Genomic DNA, 20,049 nt, shown 5'->3' with positions numbered 1-20,049 from the left:
TAATTTATGTCCGGACAAAAATCTAAAGCTTCCAAGAAGAAGAAGCCTCGTTACTTGGAATTGGCGGATGAACTGCGCGTAGAAGTATTGCGCGGGGACTATTCCGATCCCGGAGATTTCCCGACCGAGTCGGTGCTTTGCAAGAAATTCGACGTTAGCCGGTTCACGGTTCGAGAGGCCCTGCGCAAGCTGACCTCCGAAGGTTTGATCGCTCGCAAGCGGGGATCCGGAACCATCGTACAACCGGCCACCGCCCGCGCTGGAGCCCTGCATCAACCGCTGAGCAATGTCGGCGAGATTTTGCAATATGCGCATGACACGACGATCAGTTTTGAAAAGCTGCCACCGCAGGAAATTCCGGTTAAAATTGCCGAGCAAACCGGGATAACGCCGCAACGGAAATGGTTTGTCTTTCACGGAACAAGATTGAAGCCCGGACGAAAACGTCCGATCGCGATGACTGTCGCCTGGATCAATCCGGATCTTGCCGATGTGGTCGACAAGATTGATATCGATGCCGCTACGCTCTTTGGACAGATCGAAGAATTGGGGGATTTGACCACCGGTCGCGTGACCCAGGACATTCAGGCGATTGCCGCGACCGAGAATTTCGCGGCCGATCTGGGCCTTGATGAAGGCGATCCGATCTTGCGTATTTTGCGCTGCTATTTTGATCAGAATGATCGGCTGTTTGAAATTTCGGCCAGTTACCATCCGGGCGAACGCTTTGCCTATTCGATGCATATCGAGGTCGACTGAACCCATCATTTAAGCAGGTCCGGTGCATCTGACGGTTGCCAGTCTTCTTCTGATTGAAACCGGAATGCGGGCGCGATCTGATGCGAATCGTTCGCTTCGACCCGCAAGCCTCTTTCTCTGACAAAGTCCTGATCCAACGCTTCGCGAAAATCGAGCACGGGCGAAAAGGCCACGTCCTTGTCGGAAAACCATTGCACCCATTGATCGCGACTCTTGGTCGCAAATGTGCTGCGCAGAAATTCTATCAGGGGTTTTTGCGGCGCTCCGGCTTCCATTTCGGCGAGTGGCAGCAAGTCCAGCCGGTCGAGCGCGGTGAGCAGAACTTTGGCAAATTTCACTTCGCGCGCGCCCAAAACCACATGCTTGCCGTCCAGGGTTTCATAAACATTGTAAAATGCCGCCCCGCCGAGTGACCGTTGCGCCTGGGATGTCGGAGACTGCCCACCTCGGATCGCTTCGCCGGCGATATGGGCGCACCAGGGCAGCATCGAATCATACATGGCGATATCGACATAATCGCCCCGGCCGGTCTTCTCCCGACCGAGAAGGGCCATCAGAACGGCCGACAGTCCGTTCAAGCCCGCGGCCATATCAGCGGAAGGCACGCCCGGTACAACCGGCATGCCGTCAGGGCCGTCATTGACCGATAGAAATCCGGAAAGCGCCTGCACCGCCAGATCATGGGCCGGGTGATGCGCCATTTCGCCTTCCTGACCAAAGGCGGAAATCGAACAATAGACGATCCGCGGGTTTTTCGCCGCAACCGCATCATAGTCAAAGCCAAGGCGCTTCATCACGCCAGGCCGAAAGCCTTCGATCATGACATCGGCATCTGCCAGCAACGCCCAAAGTCGATCCCGACCCTTGTCGGATTTCAGATCCAGAGCGATGCCTTGCTTGCCGCGATTAAGATTGCGGAACCAGACCGATTGACCAGCCTCAACGGGTTCCATGTCCCTAGCCGGATCACCGGCGGGTGGTTCAACCTTGATCACCTCGGCGCCATGGTCGGCCATCATCATCGTCAGCATCGGTCCCGGCAAGAACAGCGACAAGTCAACAACCTTTATGCCGGACAATTTTCCCATCAGATCAAATAACTCCGCCTGCACGGAGCTGCGCGATGGCGTCGCCATCATATCCGATTTCGCTCAGGATGGCGTCGCTGTCTGCCCCCAGCAAAGGCCCGGCCTTGTTTGGCAGGCGCTCGCCATTCAGTTTGATCGGACTGGAAAGCACGTCCATTTCAGATTTGTCTGGGTGGCTAATCGTGTCGCGCATTCCGATGGTTTCGAGCCAGGGATTGTCCAGCGCCTGGTCGAGTTCATAGACCGGCGATACCGGCACGAGGCCTTGCAACAATTCCATCCAGTGCGCGATCGGCTGGGTGCTGAAAACCGCATCCAGCAAGGGGGAGAGTTCTGCGCGGTTGGTGAGGCGATTGGCGGGCGTGTCAAAGCGTGGATCGGCAATCAAATCATTGTGACCGATGCGTTCGCACAGAATTGGCCAGAATTTCGGTATCTGCGCCATCACAAACATCCAACCGTCTGCGGCCTTGAACATCTGGCTTGGCGTCGCCGACGGATGCGCGCCGCGGGGCACACGTTCTGTGATGTCGCCTTCGTTCATATACCAGAGCGCCGGATAGCTGGTCTGGTGGACCGCCGCCGACAGCAGGTCGACATCGACGTCACAGCCTTCGCCCGACCGTTGCGCATCAAGCAACGCGGCGAGCAAACCCACGGCCATTTGGGTTCCGGACATGAAGTCGACCATCGACAGGCCAAAACGGACTGGCGGACCATCAGGCTCTCCGGTTAGCGCACAGAAACCTGCCTCCGCTTGCATCAGATAATCATAGCCCGGCCATTTTGCGCGCTCATTATCGCGGCCATAGGCCGATACATGGGCGCAGACGATTGCCGGATTGACGGCTTTCAGGGATTCATAGTCGAGCCCGATTTTGGTCGGAACATCTCCGCGCAGATTGTTCGCCATCACATGCGCATCCTTGGCCAACTTGTGGAGAATTTCGACCCCCTGATCGGTTCGCAGGTCTAGCGTCAAGGACCGCTTGTTCAGATTGAAGCTCTGGAAATAGAGGCTTTCCTGCTCGCGCAACCAATGTGGTCCGACATGCCGGGCGGTGTCACCGCCTTTGGGCGGTTCGATCTTGATTACATCTGCGCCCAGTTGAGCGAGAAACATCGTGCCATAAGGGCCTGCGCCATATTGTTCGGCCGATAGGACCCGAAAGCCCTTGAGGGGTTGTTTGACACTCATGACAGGCAGTTCGGCGACGATTTTGAATTGATGTTGGATGCCATCAAGCGGGATTCCTTTTCACCCATTGTTTCGAAATGATCATACGTTGCATCTCATTGGTTCCTTCGCCGATACACATCAGGATGGAATCGCGATAATAGCGTTCAATGTCATATTCTTTTGAATAGCCATAGCCACCGTGAATGCGCAGCCCTTCTTCAGAATTTCTGACAGCGGCTTCGGAGGCAAAATATTTGGCCATACCGGCCTCCATATCGCAACGTTCGCCACGGTCATATATTTTTGCAGCATCTAGCGTGAGCAATCGTGCGGCCCGCGCGCGAGTGACCATTTCACCCAGCTTCAACTGTATGGCTTGATGTTCGCAAATCGGTTTGCCCATGGTTTCGCGCAGCTGAGCATATTCCGTGGCTAGCCGCAAAGCGCCTTCTGCGAGCCCGACGCCCCGCGCTGCCACATTGATACGACCGAGTTCCAAGCCGCCGGTTGCCTGGAAAAACCCTTGTCCTTCAACGCCCCCGATCAAGTTTTCAGCGGGGATGCGGTAATTGTCAAACATCAACTCTGCGCTATCGATAGACTTGTAGCCGAGTTTGTCGAATTTCTTGCCAACACCAAAGCCTTCGCCTTTTGGTGCAATCATCAAGCTCATGCCGTTGTAGCGCGGATCAGCTTTCGGATCGGTCTTTACAAGCAAAGCGAAACATTCGCCTTTGATGCCATTGGAAATCCAGGTTTTTGTGCCGTTTATGACATAGTCATCGCCATCGCGAACTGCCGTCGTCCTAATGGCTTGCAAATCTGTCCCGGCATTGGGTTCGGTCAGCGCCAGGCCACCGCGGATTTCACCGCTGGCGAACTTGGGTAGCCATTTCATCTTCTGCTCTTCGGTGCCGAAGCGTTCTACCGCCGCTGCCATGATCAGGTGCGAATTGACGATACCAGTGATCGCCATCCAGTAGGAAGAAACATAAGCGATGATCTTCGCATAGGTGGTCGAAGGCAAGCCCAGCCCACCATATTCTTCACCGATAGTCGCCCCGAAAAGGCCCATTTCGGCCATTTGCGCCACAAGCTTTTCGGGCCAGATGTCGCCGTGATCATGTTCCATCACCACCGGCTTCACTTCGCCTTCGACCCATTTCTCTATCGCATCCATGAAAGCGCGTTCGTCGTCGGGGTCGATCGTTCTGATTTGATTTACGTTTACGGCACTAGCCATTTTCATATTCCTTCTTAGCGAACCTTAATCGTCCGCGCCGCCAAAACCACGCTTCCAGATCAACATGGTGCGTTCAAATGTACACACCACTTTGTCATCCTGGTTCTTGCCGATGGTCTTGACCATAACAATACCCTGTTCGGGACGAGAAGAAGACTCGCGTTTGTCGAGCACTTCACTCTCGGCATAAAGCGTGTCACCCGGGAATAGGGGATGGGTGAGACGGATCTTGTCCCAGCCGAGGTTGGCAACCGCTTTCTGACTAGTGTCTGAGACGCTCATTCCCACCATCAGCGCGACCGTGAGTGGCGAGCAGACCAATGGCTTTTTAAATTCGGTTTTTTTGGCAAATTCATAGTCGAAATGCGCGGGATGGGTGTTCATCGTCAGCAGTGTGAAATGCACATTGTCGGTGTCTGTAATCGTCCGGCCGGGGCGATGTTCGTAAATATGGCCGACTTCAAAATCTTCAAAATAGCGGCCAAATGTCTCGCGAAAACGTCCGGGACTGACTTCAATGACTCCATCACGCATGATTATTGTTCCTTTTTTGCATAGTATATTACTTTGTTTGGACGGACTCTATCATCCGTCTGTATCGCTCCATGACCGGCGCTTCTAACATACGGCCATTGTGACTAATCGCTTTGCCGCCCGCCTGATCGTAGGCCGTCAACGCTTCCTTTGCCTCTACCAACTCTGCTTCGCTCGGCCGCATCGCGGTCTGAATGGCAGTGATTTGCTTGGGGTGGATCGCGGCCTTGGCATGGAATCCCATAGCCTTTGCTTTGGCACATTCTTCCGCCAGTCCGGCCTCGTTTGACATGTCGATATAGGGCACATCAATCGCCATGACCTGCGCTGATGCACAGCACATGATGAAACCGCCTCTCGCAGCCAGCAACGGTTCCCATTCCAGCTTGGTTCCCAGCTCTGCGGAAAAATCGCCACCACCAAACATCATCGCGGTAACGCCTTCGCTGGCGGCAATGGCATCGCCAGCGCGCAGGCCTCTTACGGTCTCGATCAGCGGAATCAGGCCGTCGACCTTGTCGCCCAAAATATTGTGAGCAATTTCCACTTCGCTTTCACACTCCACCATCGGCAGAAAAACCAGAGATGGACTATGTTCGGAAGTTGCGAGCGCCAGGAGGTCCGCTAGGCCAGCCGCTGTTTTCAATCCGTTGATTCGAACCGCCGTCTTCTGCCGATCGAGACCAGAGAGAGCCGTTAAAACGGACTCACGGGCGGTTTCTTTTTGATCTGCCGGGACCGAGTCTTCCAGATCGATACAGATAATGTCAGTGCCGCTAGAGGCCGCTTTTTCATAGCGCTCAGGACGGTTTGCCGGAACAAAAAGAAAGTTTGTGAAGCTGGTCATGATGTCCAATATTCTAGAAATTAGTGTCGCCCCTAAATTTGTCCGGACAAATATAAAGTCAACCTGAAAGTGAAATTATTCCATCCTATTCGCAGGGCGATAGAAATTCTGGAATGCGGCTTTGCTGTCGGCACTATGCGGTTTGCCGATGTGGTCTACAGAACCGCGATTGCGGTTAAAACGGCTTGATGTTGCCAAGAAATGCCGTTGCAACCAGCAGCAGATATACAATCCAAACCCAGATCCGCGTGCGGTTCATGGTGTTGAGCAACGGAATCTCGGTCTCATCCGAAGATCCTTCGGCAATCAGTTTGCCAAGCTGAGGGCCCACCGGTTTAAAGGCGACATCAATCATGATGGCGGCTGCAAATATCAGTCCAAACATTAGCGCCTTTGTTGCTAGCCAGGCCGGTGCGAGGGGTGCGCCCTGTGCCAGCGAGATAATTCCCAAGCCGATGTAGAAGGCGGTCAGGCCAATGGTCAGGAGCGATTCAATCTTTTTATCCCGCGCCGCTCTCGGGGTTTGATCATGTCGGTGTGCATCCCAGACCAGCCACAGCCAGAAGCCGCCAACCGCCCATGCTGCCGCAAGGGCCCAGCCCGGCAAGACCCACCAACCGCCGGCATCAACCATGGTGAGTGTCAATGGCACCATCAACGCCCAGGCGGTGCGCGGGACCATATCCAGGTTGACCAGAAGCTGTAGCAATACCAGCCGCTGCGGCAGGTCATATTGCTCCCGCTTGCGGAAATGCTGCCCGAGCATGAACACGCCGACGTCGGCACCCAGCCACAGTACGAACAGAATGATGTGTACAAAAACAAGGAGTTGGTAAAAACTGATCGCCATAAAATCCATAATATTCTTCCTTTATGCGCCCTTTTTGCCACATATTTTCACCGAAATGAACCGCTAGCAAATCAAACTGTTGCCAAACTGTATACAGTATGTAGATTTGTCCGGACAACTAAAAAGCTCCGGGAGTTTCAAAATATGAAAAAAATCCTACTTGTTTCGTCTGCCCTTGCATGCATTGCTTCGGCTTCACCTGCCATGGCGCAGTCCGCCTCAACCGACGAAGCAGAGCAGGATGGTGGCCTTAACGTCATTGTTGTGACCGCCCAGCGTCGCCAAGAAAGCGTGCAAGACGTCCCGATTGCGATTAGCGCGTTCAATGCGGCAGAGCTTGAGACCCGCGGCGTTTCCAATGCTTTGGAAGTAACCCAGTTCGTTCCCAATCTGGTCGGCCTTAACAACACCGGGCTTGGAACCGCCAATAGCTACTATCTGCGCGGGATCGGTAACACGGAATCAATCGCGACTTTCGATCCGCCCATCGGCACCTATGTCGATGACATCTACATGTCGCGCCAAAATGCCAATAACCTCTCCTTCTTTGACGTGGATCGTGTGGAAGTGCTTCGCGGCCCACAGGGCACTCTCTTTGGGCGGAATACTACTGGCGGTGCGGTCAACGTATTCCTGAAGGAGCCGGGCGACGAGTTCGCCGGCTATGTCGAAGCCGGATATGGCAGTTATGAACGCTATATGGTTCGCGCCTCGGTCGATGTTCCCCTCGCTGATACGTTCGCGGTTAAAGTCTCGGGCTATTTTCAAGATGATCAGGGCTATGCGATAAACACCACCAATGGTGAGCGTGCCAACCAAAATGACGGTTGGGGTGTTCGCGTTGGCTTCCGGGGTGAACTCTCTGACAATGCGCGTTGGACCGGATCCTATATTCGGACCCATGCAGACGCCGGGAATATTGTGAATTTTGATTGTGATCCCGCCAATCCCACCAATTGCGACGGCCGTTTCGTGACGACCGGTTTCTCCAAGAACGGGAATTTTGGGGGACGTCTAACCGGTCCGAAGAATGATTTCGGTCTCGGCAATGAAGTCGATATGAACTTTGTCTCTTCCAATCTCGAACTCGGGTTTGGAGATCTGACGGTTAACCTGATTACCGGTTTTGTTGATATCAAACAGAATTTCGCGTTGGATTTTGCGGATGGCCGCGGACTGCCGAACACCGGCAATCCCATTCCACCGGTTGCCGGCTACACCTTTGGTGGGTTTACCATATCGAACCAGGGCGAACACACGCAGTTCACTCAGGAAATCAAGGTAACCGGATCACTCGGAGACGGCTTGTTGGATTTTGTCGGCGGGGTCTACTATTTCCATGAAGACAATACGACAGACTTTGGTGATTTGTTCACTTTGCCGTTCGCGCCCGCGCCAACAGGTTTCCCGATCATTCTGGCTGATCGAACGATCAATAATACTGCTGAAGCCTGGGCCGGCTATGTGCAGGCCGATGTCAATTTGTCCGAGCAATTGAAGCTTACCGCTGGTATCCGATACACCGACGAGAAAAAGTCGTTTGATATCCGGGACAATCGGGCCAGCTGCAATGATGGTTCTATCGAAGCCTCTTGTATCAATACAATCAATCTGACGGCTGCCAATGGCGCGGCTATTCCTCCCAACCAATCGGTTGGATTGTGGACTCCCAGAATTGCGCTCAATTATAAAGCGAGTGAAGATTTCTTGATTTTTGCTTCTGCAACACGTGGATTCAAGTCGGGCGGTTGGAACGCTCGGGGCACATCGGCAACCGAACTTCTGCCTTTCGGCCCGGAAACCGCCTGGAGCTATGAACTTGGTGCCAAGACCGAGTTTCTTGATAACCGTGTTCGGCTTAATGTGACGGCGTTCTGGCTGGATGTGTCGAATTTGCAGACCCCCTCGGCCTTCATTCGCGGTAACGGATCAATCGCCTTCATCACCCGAAATTTTGCAGATTATCGTAACAAAGGCATCGAGGTTGAATTGAACACCGCTCCTGTCGACGGGTTAAATCTGTTCGCTTCTCTTGGATATCAGGATGACGAATATCGTATTGATGCCAATGCGCCAGCCTTCGATGCGTTTGGCGTCCAATCTGTGCCTGCTCAGCAGGCGGCTTGCCTAGGGCAACTGGCTGCCGGACTGCTTCCCAATACTGCCGGAGCGGACAATGCGTCTTCCTGCGGCGCGGGTATTGTCGCACCGGATGGTTCGCTCGCTGAGCCCGTCCGTACTCCTGACTGGACCATCTCAATTGGTGGTAGCTACGACGCTGAAATGGGCGGGGGCCTGTCTTTGGTGCCGTCTCTCAACGCCAATTGGCGGAGTAAGAGTGAAGTGGGTACAAGTGAGCTTACCTTGTTTGACCAAGCCGTCACCGGGCCGAATACTGGCACCGTATATCCCAGCAATACGCAAGGCCTTGGCAGTCCGATTGTTCCAAGTTCCGGTTCTTTCTCGGCTGCGCGTTGGATCGTCAACGGTTCGATCGCACTTAAGAGTGATACCGGTTGGTCGCTCACAGCAGAGTGCAAAAACTGCTTCGATCAGGAATCGGTTGAATCGGCACTGGCCAACTATAGCTATCTGAACCCGCCACGGACATTCATGATCAAAGGACGGTTCGCGTTCTGATCCCCTAGCGGACAGATCATTCTTTAAATGAAAGGCGAGCCGTTTCGGTTCGCCTTTTTTATTCTGGTATAATAGGATGGCAGGCTTATAGTTGTCCGGACAAATTTTCAACAGTGAGGCGATATGGTAGCGACCACAGAAGAACGCGGTGAATTTGCTCTCGGCTGGAAAGTTCTGTTCGCCAGTGTGCTCGGCGTCGCTTGCGGTGCTTCCCCGCTCCCGTTCAATGTCATAGGCTTTACGGTTGAACCGCTGATTGCAGAATTTGGCTGGACCCGAACCCAGATATTGCTACCAATCACCATTTTTGGAATCATCGCGTCGCTGCTGGCACCATTTTTCGGGTCGTTGGCTGACAAATATGGCGTGCGAAAAGTCGCACTATATTCGCTGCTGGCCTTTGGTGTCTCTTTTGGAATGATCGCGTTGACGCCAACCGCGCAAGTCACGTCCACGCTCTATATATACTATGCCTTGTGGGTTCTGGTCGGCCTGGTCGGGATCGGTTCGACACCGGTTAGCTGGAGCCGTGCGATTAACCTGTGGTTTTACAAGCATCGGGGTCTTGCGCTGGGCATTCTCTTGATGGGCACCAGTCTCGCGGCGATTACTGTGCCCAAGCTCGCGGTCTGGGGGATCGAAAGTTACGGCTGGCGGTCGATGTTCGCGATCGTGGCTATCTTGCCTTTGGTCATTGCTCTTCCCATTGGTTACTTCCTGTTTCGCGAGCCGCGAACCGACGAGCGGCCGAAGGCCATCGCCGGGGCAAGCGGCAATTTGACCGGGGTCACTCTGAGCGTGGCATTGAAAGATTATCGATTCTGGCTGATTTGGGTTTCCATCGCAATTGTTGCGGGGTCCTTCGGTGGTGCCTTTATCAACCTCCCAACCATGTTGTCGGATCGCGGGCTAGAGGCCCAAACCGCTGCCTCGGTGATGGGCGTTTTGGGGATCGGGATTTTTGCCGGACGGATCATTACCGGGATGCTGCTCGATCGTTTCTGGGCCGGTTTTGTCGCTTTTCCACTCCTCTGCTTGCCGGCCATATCCTGCTATATATTGCTTGGTGACAATATTGCATTCCCGATGGCGGCCGTTGCCGGTTTTCTGCTGGGCTTTGCTGCAGGCGCCGAGAGCGATCTGATCGCTTATCTCACCGGGCGCTATTTCGGTATGGCCAATTACGGCAAGATTTACGGCATGCTATACATGCCCTTCGGCTTTTTCTCGGCCCTTTCACCGATCATATATGCCAATGTCAGGGACACAACCGGAAGCTATGATCCCGTCCTGTCGATCGCAATGTTTGCCTTCGTCATTGGGGGTGGGCTGCTGCTGTTGCTTGGTCGCTACCCGGATAGCTTGCCGGAAGTAGAGGCACCGGCCACTGACACGCTGACAATGGAGACTAACTGATGGCAACCCAACCCAACTCGACGGCTGCTGACCATATTGCTCAAACCGGTGTGACCGTGTTGACCGATCCCGACACGCTCGATTTCTACGCGCATGATGTTTATCAGCGTGGCGCGGACTTGCTGGCTGTGGTCCGGCCCGAGAATCGGGACGAATTGTCAGCGGCTATTGCAGCGACAACCTCCCAAAATATCACCGTGATCCCGCGCGGTGGCGGGATGAGCTACACCGGCGGCTATACGTCAAGCAAGCCAGAGGCCGTGCTCTTCGACCTGGCATCGATGGACCGTATATTGGAGATCAACGAAACCGATATGACGGTCACGGTGGAAGCGGGCTGCACATGGGCTGCTCTTTACGAAGCGCTGCGGGCCAAAGGTCTGCGCACGCCGTTTTGGGGAACATTGTCTGGCCTACAAGCCACTATTGGCGGCGGGATGAGTCAAAATTGCGTGTTCTGGGGATCCGGTCGCTATGGCACGGCGGCACAAAGCTGCATTGCGATGGAAGTGGTGTTGGCTGATGGCACAATCCTAAACACTGGCGCAAAATTTACCCGACCCTATGGTCCCGATCTGACCGGTATCTTTCTGGCTGACACTGGGTCTCTGGGAATGAAGGCAAATATCACACTGCGCCTTGTCCCGGAAGCGGAAGCCCATGGCTATGCCAGTTTCAGCTTTGAAACCCACGACGATACGCTCGCCGCGCTGGGTGAAATCGAACGCTCTGGCGTGTCCACTGAGTGTTTTGGTTTCGATCCCAGCTTGAATGCCATTCGGATGAAGCGCGACAGCCTCACCAGCGATGCAAAAGCACTCGGTAAGATGATGAAGAAACAGGGCTCGGTCTGGGGCGCGATCAAGGAAGGCGCGAAGGTCGTCGCGGCTGGGCGCGATTTTATGGATGAAGCCAAATTTTCGCTCCATGTTCTCACCGAAGCCCGGACACAGGCGGCGGCCGATGATGATTTGGAACACGCTCGCAAATTGGCCTTGGCCAATGGTGCAACCGAGACTGAAAATACGATCCCCAAGATCGTTCGCGCCAATCCTTTCGGACCACTCAATTCCATGCTCGGCCCCGAGGGACAAAGATGGGCACCCGTACACGGATTGCTTCCGCATTCCAGAGCCGTTGCCTGCTATGATGCAATCAAGACCTTGTTTGCCCATCATCAGGATGAAATGGATGCGCTTGGAATTTTTACTGGCACTCTGGTGTCGGGCGTCAGCGGTTCGGGTGCGATCATCGAGCCTTGCTTATATTGGCCCGATGCATCCAATCCGCTCCACCGGGATACCGTGGAAGATGCGCATCTTGCCAAGCTGCCGCAATTGGATGCCAATCCTGAAGCCTGGGCCTTTGCACAGAAAATGAAGCAAGCGCTTGTGGATCTCTTTTATGAGCAGGGTGCTGCGCATTTGCAAATCGGGCGGACCTATCGTTATCGCGACAGCCTGGATCCCGCGGCAGACGCTTTGCTCGTTCATCTCAAGAAATCTCTAGACCCCAGAGGCCTTATGAATCCGGGATCATTGGGGCTCTGACGGGCTATGGATTTTGACCGCAGACAGATGTTGGCCGCGGCAATATGCGCTTCGACGCCCACAACGGTTCTTGCGGCCACACAGAAGAATGGTGATGATGATAGCATGACAGATAGCAAAACATATGCGGCGGTTGCCATGCAATTGGCCGCAAGGTCGGTTGAGAAGGCACCAGACAAAGCCGCAGCGCGCGCGCAAATGCTGGCGATGGTCGGTGAAGTCGAAACCAAGATTCGATCGGCGACTATTTTCATCAAGCAATATGCCGGCAATCCGGTGAAACTCGCAGTGTTACCGGAATATCTGCTGACCAGCTATCCCGGTCGGATATCAATTCCCGATTTCGCCGAAAAGGCTGCGCTGGAGGTGGATGGCCCGGAATATGAAGCGTTGGGCGCGATGGCACAGCGCCTCAAAATGTACGTCGCGGGCAATGCTTATGAAGTGGACAAGCATTTTCCGGGTCTCTATTTTCAGGCCAGCTTCATTGTCGCCCCTTCCGGTGATGTTGTGCTGCGCTATCGCCGGTTGAATTCGATGTTCGCGCCGACACCCCATGACGTCTGGTCCAAATATCTTGATGTTTACGGGATCGACGGCGTGTTCCCTGTTGCAAAGACGGAGATTGGTAATCTGGCCGCCATTGCATCGGAAGAGATACTCTATCCCGAAATCGCGCGAGCCCATGCGCTGCGGGGCGCGGAAATATTCGTTCATAGCAGCTCGGAAATCGGTTCGCCGCTCGATACGCCAAAGGATATCGGCAAGCGCGCGCGCGCGCAGGAAAATATGGCCTATGTCGTATCGGCAAATACCGCCGGCATAGAAAATACCACTCTCCCTCTCGCTTCTGCCGATGGCAACAGTCTGGTGGTCGACTATAAAGGCAGAGTGCTGGCCGAATCCAATAGTGGCGAGACGTTTACCGCGTTCGCAGACATTGATCTGGGCGCTTTGCGTGCAGCGCGCCGCAAACCAGCGATGACCAATTTTCTCGCACGTCAGAGACTCGATCTTTTTGCGGCCACGTACGGAGATATACGGATACACGGCGCCAACGGCCTGATGAAGGATGGAGAGGCACAAATTCCTGACCGTGATTATTTCCTACGGACTCAGGAAGAGGTGATTGAACGCATGATCAAGGATGACCTGATATGAGCAACGACCAAAAGCTTGATGTAGCACCCCCATATACCGCGGTCGCCCGGCACGGCGTATCGCCGTCGGCATCGCATGATGAAATCGCCCGCTTTGATTTTCTGGCCAATTTTAACAAATTTATTTCTGGCGCTCTGGGCCCCGGCAACAAGCTGGCTTATGATAATCGGGTATTGCCGAAGTTTGAAAAGGAGCATGGCCGAGAGCCGCGGGACAGGTTCGAAATCCGCCATGCGATGAACGATGATCCGTTTCATCAATTCTGGTCGGCACTCAAACGCAATTCCATGGAGATGCGTCAGCAAAATGGCCGGGCTCTGGTGCTCCGACAGATCGATGAACTCAATGCCAAGGCGCGGCAGTTTAACGAAGGCCGGGACTCGCTGGAACTCAACTCCGAGATCGAGATTCCCCGTTATCAAAATGCCGTCGATATCCACTGCATGCCGGGCAACTATCATGGAGAAGAACAGTCAGGCGACGTTTCCGCGGGTGCAAATTATGATTGCGGTATTTTTGCGACAACGGCCGGCGGCCTAGGCGCGCTTTCCGATGGCGGTGGACAGGCTTTGGCCGAATGGATCGGCAAGCAACGTCCGGGATGGGAGCCGCGCCGGGTGCTAGATATTGGGTGTACCATTGGACACAATATTGTTCCGCTGGCACTGGCTTTCCCAAATTGCGAGATTGTCGCGATCGATACAGCTGCACCGATATTACGCTATGCGCATGCCCGCGCCCAATCGCTAGGGGCGACCAATATCAAATTCATTCAGGCCAATGCCGAAGATCTATCACGTTGGGACGATGGCACGTTTGACTGGGTACAGACAACGATGTTCCTGCACGAAACCAGCGGCAAGGCGCTGCCCAAAATTCTCTCCGAAGGCTATCGAGTGCTGGCCGATGATGGCTTGATGCTGCATCTCGAACAGCCCGAATATCATGATGGCATGCCTTTGTTCGAGCAATTTTTGAGGGATTGGGATGCGTTTAACAACAATGAACCCTTCTGGTCGTCCATGCATAGTCTCGACATGAAAGGTCAAATGGTTGCCGCTGGCTTTGCCCGGGAAGAATTGTTCGAAACCGGCGTGCGTGCTGTGGTCGATCGGGAAATTTTTCCGGAAGCGCCAACCGGCGAAGATGAGGATCACGGCCGGGCGGCCTATTGGCACGCTTATGGCGCGTGGAAGAATTCCAGCCAGATGCAGGAGGCAGCAGAATGAACGACGCAGCATTTGATTGGATGGCAGCGGCGAATAAAAAGGCCAAGGGCAAGCGACCGGAATATTTTGATGATCCTCAAGACGAGCGGATGCTCTCTATCTTGATGGCGGTGGTCGGTGAAGTGTCGGTTCTGCGGGAGCGGATGGACACGGTTGAACGCCTGCTAGATACAAAGGGCACGATTTCCCGAGACGATATCGAGGGCTATGTCCCGGACAAACAGGCTGCCTATGAGCGCGGTGTGATGATCCGCGAATATATCTATCGGGTGATGCGTGGTCCGCAACAGATGGTCGAGGAGCTCAAGCAGGCCGAACCGCCAGTGGAAGATGTCAGCCGGGAGCTCAAGGAAATCTGAGCGCCTGTTTCTAGAAGGGTTTTACCGCCCCGAGGAAACAAACGCCTGAAATCGTGATCCAGTAGATATAGGCAGCAAAACGTGCCTGGGCGATTTCCCGTTCCAGCGCGGCTTCCTGCGCGGCATCCGGGCCCTGTGCCAAAATCCGGAACCGTTCTGTCCAGCGGCGCATGACCAGCCGCAGGAACAGGCCGATGCACAATGCAAAAGCGTAGAGTGCGATTTTGGCAGGATACCAATGGCTGCCTTCACCGGCCTCGATCGGGCCGCTGCCTTGAAAGGCGAAGAAGGAAACGATGAACAATGTCAGGATCAGCGGGTAGCGCAGTTTTTCTTCCAACATCGTGACCTTAACACCGATATCGGTTTCCCGTTTGAGAAACGCGGTCCAGGTCATTGCGAGCCAGATCGCAAAAAATAACCACATCCACCAGATTCCAGCACCGTCCAGCATCGGAACGAAGCCGTAAAGCTTGCCCATATGGAGCCCTAGCGGAAGCAACAGGACAATGCCGGTGCGCGCCAGAATGTCGATACGATAGGCGGTTTCCATATGGCGCCTGCGTTCCTCCAGCGAAAGCTCGCGGTTTGTGACATTATAGCTGGTCTGGAACACTCCCCATTCGCCGCCGAGCCAGTAGACCATCGCCAAAATATGGATCCAGCGCAAAATGCTGAGTTCATTTACGATCAGAAATTCCATAGCCTGCCTTTCGTCTACCGCCCAAAGAGTCTTTCTAATTTGTCCGGACAAATTGTCCTTGGCAATCGGATAATCGGCTGGCATGACAAAAACAAGGAGAAATTGGCATGAAGCATAGAGTGATCGAAGGGCGACTAGAATATACGTCACGGAAACCGGAAATGGCAGGTCAGAACCGAGGTTTTGAGACGTTCATGTTCACCCGCCATGGCGACGGCAAAGTGACAATGCGCGCCCATTGTGAAATTTACGAGCCCGAACCCACTGTGATGCGCGACATCATCTATGCGATTGACGAGAATAACCAGCCGATGGATGTGCACGTCCGGTTGACGGTTGGTGATGCTTTCATGGGGTCCGGCTGGATGCGTTTTGATGGAAGTCATATCGAGATGGAAAGCTATGGTCCCTCTATCGGGCGCCTTTCTCAGCGGGTCGAGGCGGAACTACCGATCACCGGCTTTGGTACCCATCCGATCGTGTCCGATGGCTACATGCTTTCCACCCTGGATTGGGAAGCGCAGGACAAAAGGCTGTTAAATTGTTACTTGCCTTCCCCCGATCACCGCGGCGCAACGCCACCGCAGATCGCGCAGGTCAAGATCGGAGCTCTCTATCTCGGCAAGGAAGAGGTGACGGTTCCTGCAGGCACATTCCAGTGCAAGCATCTGCAATTTGTCGACGATTCTAGCATCATACCGGGTACCGGTGGCATGGCGGGCGAGCATCCGCCTTATGACGTCTGGATCACCGATGATGAAGATGGTATTTTCGTCCAAGGCGGAGTCGGTGGCTATATGATGACCTGGTACGAACTGGCTGAATTGAAGCGCTAGGACCGGATTTCCCACCGTGAAAATATTGATCATCGGCGCCGGTCTTGGCGGCCTGACCGCTGCGATTGCTTTGCGGCAGCAGGGGATTGATGTCGAAGTCCACGAGGCGGCTAGCAAGCTAGAAGAGACAGGTGCAGGCCTGACCCTAGGCCTAGGAGCGCAGCATGTTTTTCGCGCGCTCCGCGTGCAGACTTCGGTCGCAGAAAAAGCCTGTCCCGCCGGCGTGCTGCCTTTTCTGCATTATCAGAATGCCCGCTTGTTGATGGGCGACTTTGATCATGGTGACGGGCGCGCAGACGACGGCGAGGCCGACATTGTGCGCCATATTTACCGCGCTGATCTACAGCAGGTGTTGATCGATGCACTGAAGGCTCTAGGCGGTCAGATTTCTACCGATCACAAGCTGATCGATTTCCATGAGAGCGGAGATCAAGTCCAGGCAAAATTTGCCAATGGCGAGATCGCAGAGGGGGATCTGCTTGTTGGGGCAGATGGTGTTCGATCGGCGGTGCGCGCGATGCTCTGGCCTGGTGACGAACCACGCTTCGCCGATCATGTCGCCTATCGCTTTCTGGTGCCTATGCGCCAAGCCGCGCCGTTCATGAAACTGGGGCGGAGCGCCATATTTATCGGCCCGCAGCGGACATTCAATCGGTACACCATGTGCAATGGCGAGGTTGTCAATTGCGCGGGTCTGGCGGAGACGAAAGATCCCGTGCCCGAGGGTTGGTCGATCGGGGCCTCGCGAGGCGAGTTGGCGCAGGCATTTTCAAGCTGGCATGAAGATGTCACCGGATTGATCGGACATGCTTCCAATATCATCAAATGGGGCCTTTATGATCGCAGTCCATTGGCGACATGGTCGCGCGGACGGACAACCCTATTGGGCGATGCCGCGCATGCGATGCTGCCCTTTTTGGGCATGGGCGCAGCAATGGCGATTGAAGACGGCTATATATTGGCCAAGGCTCTACAACTGGAAGTTGATATTGACGGAGCGTTGATCCGCTATGAAAGCGCCAGAAAGCCGCGCACTGAAAAAGTGCATGCAGCCTCCATCATTCAAGGGAAAGTGACGCAGGCGATCGACCCGGACACGTTCAAACCGGCCTCTGCACCGATGAACAATATGGAAATGATGGCCTACAACCCGGTCACCGCGACGATCTAGGTCGCCACTGTTCAATTCATTCGGATCAGTATTTTCCCGAAATGGGCTCCGCTTTCCAGATGACGAAATGCAGTCGGCGCGTCAGTAAAGGCAAATTCCTGATCGACAGGAATGTTGATACCATGTTCGGCGATCACGGCGACAGCCTCGGTCATCATCTGCCTGCTGCCTGAGGCGAGTCCCTTGATCGTAATATTCTTGCCAATGATCGCACCCTGACTCGCGCTGGCGGTTGCTTGCGGCGTGCCTGATAGCGCGCCCAGCGTGCCAATGCGTCCGTTGACGGCCGATGCTGCAACCGTCTCTGCCAGCGCTGGAAAACCGAGCGTGTCGACCACGACATCCGCGCCCCGTCCGCCCGTTTGCTCCATCAACGCCGCCGCCCAATCAGGCCGGTCGCGATAGTTGATTGCAAAGTCGGCACCCATTTCTCTGGCGCGGGCGAGCTTCTCGTCGCTGGACGAGGTGATCGCAAAATCCGCGCCTAGCGCTTTTGCCAAATGCAGGGCAAAGATCGACACACCGCCGGTCCCTTGGGCCAGCACGAGCTCGCCGGGTTTGACGTTGCCGAAAGCAACCATGGCGTGCCAAACAGTACCGGCGACAACCGCTAGGGACGCCGCTGTTTGATCATTGACTTCGGCGGGCAGGGCAATGGCCGAGCTGGCCGGAAGCGTAATTTTCTCTGCCAACCAACCGTCGGCAGTCACACCGAGATCGTTGCCAAATATACCAAAATTATACGGGCCATCGAGCCAGTTCAGAAAATGGGGCGCCATGACCCGGTCGCCGACATGGAATCCGGAAACGCCTTCGCCAACCGCTTCCACCACACCGACGCCGTCGGACAAGGGAATGCGGCTTTCCGGGAGATCGCTGCCATAATGACCGCCCAAAACCATCAGGTCGCGGTAATTGAGGCCGGCGGCGATTACTTTGACCAGCAACTCGCCTGCTCCGGCGACCGGCTCTGCACGATCCGATGCGCGCAGGCCGTCTATTCCCGTGCGAGCGCCAATTTCCCATATGTTCATCAATTATTCTCCTTCGCGCAGCGGCGCAAATATACGGTCTACAAATATTTTAAGCTTGGCTTCTCGCTCCTCCGGCGAGGGCTCGCGGCCTTCCAAGGCCATAAGCCGTTCTTCCTGCACCCACATTTCCTGCGCCATATTCATGATAACGGCCACGAATCGATCCATGCTGGGGTCGTCAAAGAATTTCGGTTTGCCGTCAGCGCCATAGATTTCCTTGGGCGTGTCATCGGGTTTGAAAACGGGCTCTGTCATTATCGTTTCCACGCTCCAAAGCCGAACCACATGATGCCCTCTGCCAACCTTCCGGTGGTTTCACTATCCACCGCATTGGCGTCCGCATTGGCGATGGCATCGGTTACAGCATCGGCGCCGTAAATACCGATGCTGGGAACCACGAACTGGAAATAGTCGTCCGGCCCAAAGCCTCCGCTTTCGCATAGGTTTTGCGGGTCTTCGTCGCGAAAGCCCTTGTAGAAAGGCTCGCTATTATACCAGCTGTCCCAGTCGAGATAGAAACCGTCAAAGGCGTTCATCTGGCCGTTGGGCGGCAATTCCATGTGCAGCAACATGCCGCCGGGTTTGAGAACACGATAGGCTTCCTTGAACGCCGCCGCGCGGGCTTTCTTGGAAAGCTCGTGCAGGAACATGGAGGAGAAGACGAGGTCGAAACTGTCATCCTCATAATCCAATGCTTCGGCCGACATCTGTTTGAAATGGACTTCCTGATTCTGCATCTTGGCCCGCGCGGAGGCATAGCGCAGCCCGCCTGCCGCCGCGTCAATGGCTTCGACATGAGCGTCCGGATAGGTTTGTTTCCATGGCAGGGTATTGTGACCAATGGTGCAACCGGTATCCAATATACGTTCCGGTTTGAAGTCCGGGAATTTTCCGGAGACATAGGCGGCCATGGACAGGCCAATATCGTCAAGATTGCCTCCCATCAGTCCCATGGAGAAGACTGCCAGTCCCTGATCATAAACCGCTCCGGCTTCTAGGGACTCGCCACCCCGTGTGTAGCTGCCCGGCATAAGGTGCACTTCGATGGCATCCACGTTGCGCGGAATATCAAGGTCGGGATTGAGCGTTACAGAACCGGAAGCATTGTCAACCTTGACGGCCTCTGCCTCCATGCGGTCGATATCGCGTTCGACCACCGAACCGGCGGCATTCCAAACCATTTTCTGGGCCTGCACCCGCATCGCAGAATAGATGTTGAAGGCAGCATCTCCGCGCAACGCCTGATGGGCCTCGTTGCTGGTTTCCGGTGCTCGACCTGTCTCTCGCGCAAAGGCCGGCGCCGCGCGCTTGTCATAAGCTGTTCTGAGATCTCCTGCGAGATCATTGAGAATGAACGAACGGATGCCTGATACAAATCGTCCCCTCGCCGCTTCGTCGGGGTTCAGTTCCGGCTTCATCGGATGCTGCAGTTCAACGCCCATAATTCAT

At 54.7% G+C, this 20,049-nt stretch carries 19 protein-coding genes; 9 read left to right on the top strand and 10 right to left on the bottom strand.

Features of this window, described 5'->3' with window-relative positions:
• Positions 1-6: 6 nt before the first annotated feature.
• On the top strand, positions 7-759 hold the full coding sequence (locus tag ABJV08_RS01360) for a GntR family transcriptional regulator (protein ID WP_348039170.1): 753 nt from the start codon (positions 7-9) through the stop codon (positions 757-759).
• A 5-nt stretch (positions 760-764) separates the two neighbouring features.
• On the opposite strand, the gene ABJV08_RS01355 is transcribed toward ABJV08_RS01360, so the two are convergent.
• From ABJV08_RS01355 to ABJV08_RS01330, 6 genes are all read right to left on the bottom strand, one after another.
• Positions 765-1,847, bottom strand: a complete 1,083-nt coding sequence (locus ABJV08_RS01355) for a CoA transferase (protein ID WP_348039171.1) — start codon at positions 1,845-1,847, stop codon at positions 765-767.
• A 4-nt stretch (positions 1,848-1,851) separates the two neighbouring features.
• On the bottom strand, positions 1,852-3,045 hold the full coding sequence (locus ABJV08_RS01350) for a CoA transferase (RefSeq protein WP_348039172.1): 1,194 nt from the start codon (positions 3,043-3,045) through the stop codon (positions 1,852-1,854).
• Between the two features lie 43 nt (positions 3,046-3,088).
• Entirely contained in the window at positions 3,089-4,270 is a 1,182-nt protein-coding gene (locus ABJV08_RS01345) for an acyl-CoA dehydrogenase family protein (RefSeq protein WP_348039173.1), read from the bottom strand.
• A 24-nt stretch (positions 4,271-4,294) separates the two neighbouring features.
• On the bottom strand, positions 4,295-4,804 hold the full coding sequence (locus ABJV08_RS01340) for a MaoC family dehydratase (RefSeq protein ID WP_348018731.1): 510 nt from the start codon (positions 4,802-4,804) through the stop codon (positions 4,295-4,297).
• A 28-nt stretch (positions 4,805-4,832) separates the two neighbouring features.
• Complete coding sequence (locus tag ABJV08_RS01335; protein WP_348039174.1) at positions 4,833-5,651, bottom strand: CoA ester lyase; 819 nt, start codon at positions 5,649-5,651, stop codon at positions 4,833-4,835.
• Positions 5,652-5,826: 175 nt separating this feature from the next.
• Positions 5,827-6,510: a hypothetical protein gene (locus ABJV08_RS01330; protein WP_348039175.1), complete on the bottom strand. Its 684-nt coding sequence runs from the start codon at positions 6,508-6,510 to the stop codon at positions 5,827-5,829.
• A gap of 195 nt (positions 6,511-6,705) precedes the next feature.
• Between ABJV08_RS01330 and ABJV08_RS01325 the strand changes: the two genes are divergently transcribed.
• The 6 genes from ABJV08_RS01325 to ABJV08_RS01300 all read left to right on the top strand — a co-directional run bounded on the left by ABJV08_RS01325 (position 6,706) and on the right by ABJV08_RS01300 (position 14,856).
• The gene (locus ABJV08_RS01325; RefSeq protein WP_348422301.1) at positions 6,706-9,141 is read left to right on the top strand and encodes a TonB-dependent receptor; all 2,436 of its coding nucleotides are present in this window, start codon (positions 6,706-6,708) and stop codon (positions 9,139-9,141) included.
• A gap of 123 nt (positions 9,142-9,264) precedes the next feature.
• Positions 9,265-10,557, top strand: a complete 1,293-nt coding sequence (locus tag ABJV08_RS01320) for an MFS transporter (protein ID WP_348039177.1) — start codon at positions 9,265-9,267, stop codon at positions 10,555-10,557.
• The gene (locus ABJV08_RS01315; RefSeq protein WP_348039178.1) at positions 10,557-12,107 is read left to right on the top strand and encodes an FAD-binding oxidoreductase; all 1,551 of its coding nucleotides are present in this window, start codon (positions 10,557-10,559) and stop codon (positions 12,105-12,107) included. Before ABJV08_RS01320 ends, ABJV08_RS01315 begins: the two co-directional genes overlap by 1 nt.
• Positions 12,108-12,212: 105 nt before the next feature.
• On the top strand, positions 12,213-13,268 hold the full coding sequence (locus tag ABJV08_RS01310) for a nitrilase-related carbon-nitrogen hydrolase (RefSeq protein ID WP_348039179.1): 1,056 nt from the start codon (positions 12,213-12,215) through the stop codon (positions 13,266-13,268).
• Positions 13,265-14,497, top strand: a complete 1,233-nt coding sequence (locus ABJV08_RS01305) for a class I SAM-dependent methyltransferase (protein ID WP_348039180.1) — start codon at positions 13,265-13,267, stop codon at positions 14,495-14,497. The genes ABJV08_RS01310 and ABJV08_RS01305 overlap by 4 nt, the downstream gene beginning before the upstream one ends.
• The gene (locus tag ABJV08_RS01300) at positions 14,494-14,856 is read left to right on the top strand and encodes a hypothetical protein (RefSeq protein WP_348039181.1); all 363 of its coding nucleotides are present in this window, start codon (positions 14,494-14,496) and stop codon (positions 14,854-14,856) included. The genes ABJV08_RS01305 and ABJV08_RS01300 overlap by 4 nt, the downstream gene beginning before the upstream one ends.
• A 10-nt stretch (positions 14,857-14,866) precedes the next feature.
• Here ABJV08_RS01300 and ABJV08_RS01295 read toward each other — a convergent pair whose 3' ends face one another.
• Entirely contained in the window at positions 14,867-15,643 is a 777-nt protein-coding gene (locus ABJV08_RS01295; RefSeq protein ID WP_348039182.1) for a hypothetical protein, read from the bottom strand.
• Between the two features lie 23 nt (positions 15,644-15,666).
• Here ABJV08_RS01295 and ABJV08_RS01290 point away from each other — a divergent pair, with 23 nt between their 5' ends.
• Entirely contained in the window at positions 15,667-16,395 is a 729-nt protein-coding gene (locus tag ABJV08_RS01290; protein WP_348039183.1) for a hypothetical protein, read from the top strand.
• A gap of 16 nt (positions 16,396-16,411) precedes the next feature.
• A complete protein-coding gene (locus ABJV08_RS01285) occupies positions 16,412-17,566 on the top strand; it encodes an FAD-dependent monooxygenase (RefSeq protein ID WP_348039184.1) in 1,155 nt (384 codons plus the stop codon).
• 11 nt (positions 17,567-17,577) lie between these two features.
• On the opposite strand, the gene ABJV08_RS01280 is transcribed toward ABJV08_RS01285, so the two are convergent.
• Genes ABJV08_RS01280 through ABJV08_RS01270 form a run of 3 tightly spaced genes read right to left on the bottom strand, consistent with a single transcriptional unit; the run spans position 17,578 to position 20,042 of the window.
• Positions 17,578-18,600: an NAD(P)-dependent alcohol dehydrogenase gene (locus ABJV08_RS01280; RefSeq protein ID WP_348039185.1), complete on the bottom strand. Its 1,023-nt coding sequence runs from the start codon at positions 18,598-18,600 to the stop codon at positions 17,578-17,580.
• A gap of 3 nt (positions 18,601-18,603) precedes the next feature.
• On the bottom strand, positions 18,604-18,855 hold the full coding sequence (locus ABJV08_RS01275) for a hypothetical protein (RefSeq protein WP_348039186.1): 252 nt from the start codon (positions 18,853-18,855) through the stop codon (positions 18,604-18,606).
• A complete protein-coding gene (locus ABJV08_RS01270) occupies positions 18,855-20,042 on the bottom strand; it encodes a class I SAM-dependent methyltransferase (RefSeq protein WP_348039187.1) in 1,188 nt (395 codons plus the stop codon). The genes ABJV08_RS01275 and ABJV08_RS01270 overlap by 1 nt, the downstream gene beginning before the upstream one ends.
• Positions 20,043-20,049 lie beyond the last annotated feature (7 nt).

It is taken from the genome of Parasphingorhabdus sp. (assembly GCF_039982395.1).
Classification (GTDB): Bacteria; Pseudomonadota; Alphaproteobacteria; order Sphingomonadales; family Sphingomonadaceae; genus Parasphingorhabdus.
This window is presented reverse-complemented; position numbering and strand designations above follow the sequence as displayed.

What these genes read in the sequence shown, in the direction of transcription:
- ABJV08_RS01360 (WP_348039170.1), top strand. Translation starts at nt 7, where the DNA reads ATGTCCGGACAAAAATCTAAAGCTTCCAAGAAGAAGAAGCCTCGTTAC.
- ABJV08_RS01355 (WP_348039171.1), bottom strand. Translation starts at nt 1,847, where the DNA reads ATGGGAAAATTGTCCGGCATAAAGGTTGTTGACTTGTCGCTGTTCTTG.
- ABJV08_RS01350 (WP_348039172.1), bottom strand. Translation starts at nt 3,045, where the DNA reads ATGAGTGTCAAACAACCCCTCAAGGGCTTTCGGGTCCTATCGGCCGAA.
- ABJV08_RS01345 (WP_348039173.1), bottom strand. Translation starts at nt 4,270, where the DNA reads ATGGCTAGTGCCGTAAACGTAAATCAAATCAGAACGATCGACCCCGAC.
- ABJV08_RS01340 (WP_348018731.1), bottom strand. Translation starts at nt 4,804, where the DNA reads ATGCGTGATGGAGTCATTGAAGTCAGTCCCGGACGTTTTCGCGAGACA.
- ABJV08_RS01335 (WP_348039174.1), bottom strand. Translation starts at nt 5,651, where the DNA reads ATGACCAGCTTCACAAACTTTCTTTTTGTTCCGGCAAACCGTCCTGAG.
- ABJV08_RS01330 (WP_348039175.1), bottom strand. Translation starts at nt 6,510, where the DNA reads ATGGATTTTATGGCGATCAGTTTTTACCAACTCCTTGTTTTTGTACAC.
- ABJV08_RS01325 (WP_348422301.1), top strand. Translation starts at nt 6,706, where the DNA reads ATGGCGCAGTCCGCCTCAACCGACGAAGCAGAGCAGGATGGTGGCCTT.
- ABJV08_RS01320 (WP_348039177.1), top strand. Translation starts at nt 9,265, where the DNA reads ATGGTAGCGACCACAGAAGAACGCGGTGAATTTGCTCTCGGCTGGAAA.
- ABJV08_RS01315 (WP_348039178.1), top strand. Translation starts at nt 10,557, where the DNA reads ATGGCAACCCAACCCAACTCGACGGCTGCTGACCATATTGCTCAAACC.
- ABJV08_RS01310 (WP_348039179.1), top strand. Translation starts at nt 12,213, where the DNA reads ATGACAGATAGCAAAACATATGCGGCGGTTGCCATGCAATTGGCCGCA.
- ABJV08_RS01305 (WP_348039180.1), top strand. Translation starts at nt 13,265, where the DNA reads ATGAGCAACGACCAAAAGCTTGATGTAGCACCCCCATATACCGCGGTC.
- ABJV08_RS01300 (WP_348039181.1), top strand. Translation starts at nt 14,494, where the DNA reads ATGAACGACGCAGCATTTGATTGGATGGCAGCGGCGAATAAAAAGGCC.
- ABJV08_RS01295 (WP_348039182.1), bottom strand. Translation starts at nt 15,643, where the DNA reads ATGCCAGCCGATTATCCGATTGCCAAGGACAATTTGTCCGGACAAATT.
- ABJV08_RS01290 (WP_348039183.1), top strand. Translation starts at nt 15,667, where the DNA reads ATGAAGCATAGAGTGATCGAAGGGCGACTAGAATATACGTCACGGAAA.
- ABJV08_RS01280 (WP_348039185.1), bottom strand. Translation starts at nt 18,600, where the DNA reads ATGAACATATGGGAAATTGGCGCTCGCACGGGAATAGACGGCCTGCGC.
- ABJV08_RS01275 (WP_348039186.1), bottom strand. Translation starts at nt 18,855, where the DNA reads ATGACAGAGCCCGTTTTCAAACCCGATGACACGCCCAAGGAAATCTAT.
- ABJV08_RS01270 (WP_348039187.1), bottom strand. Translation starts at nt 20,042, where the DNA reads ATGGGCGTTGAACTGCAGCATCCGATGAAGCCGGAACTGAACCCCGAC.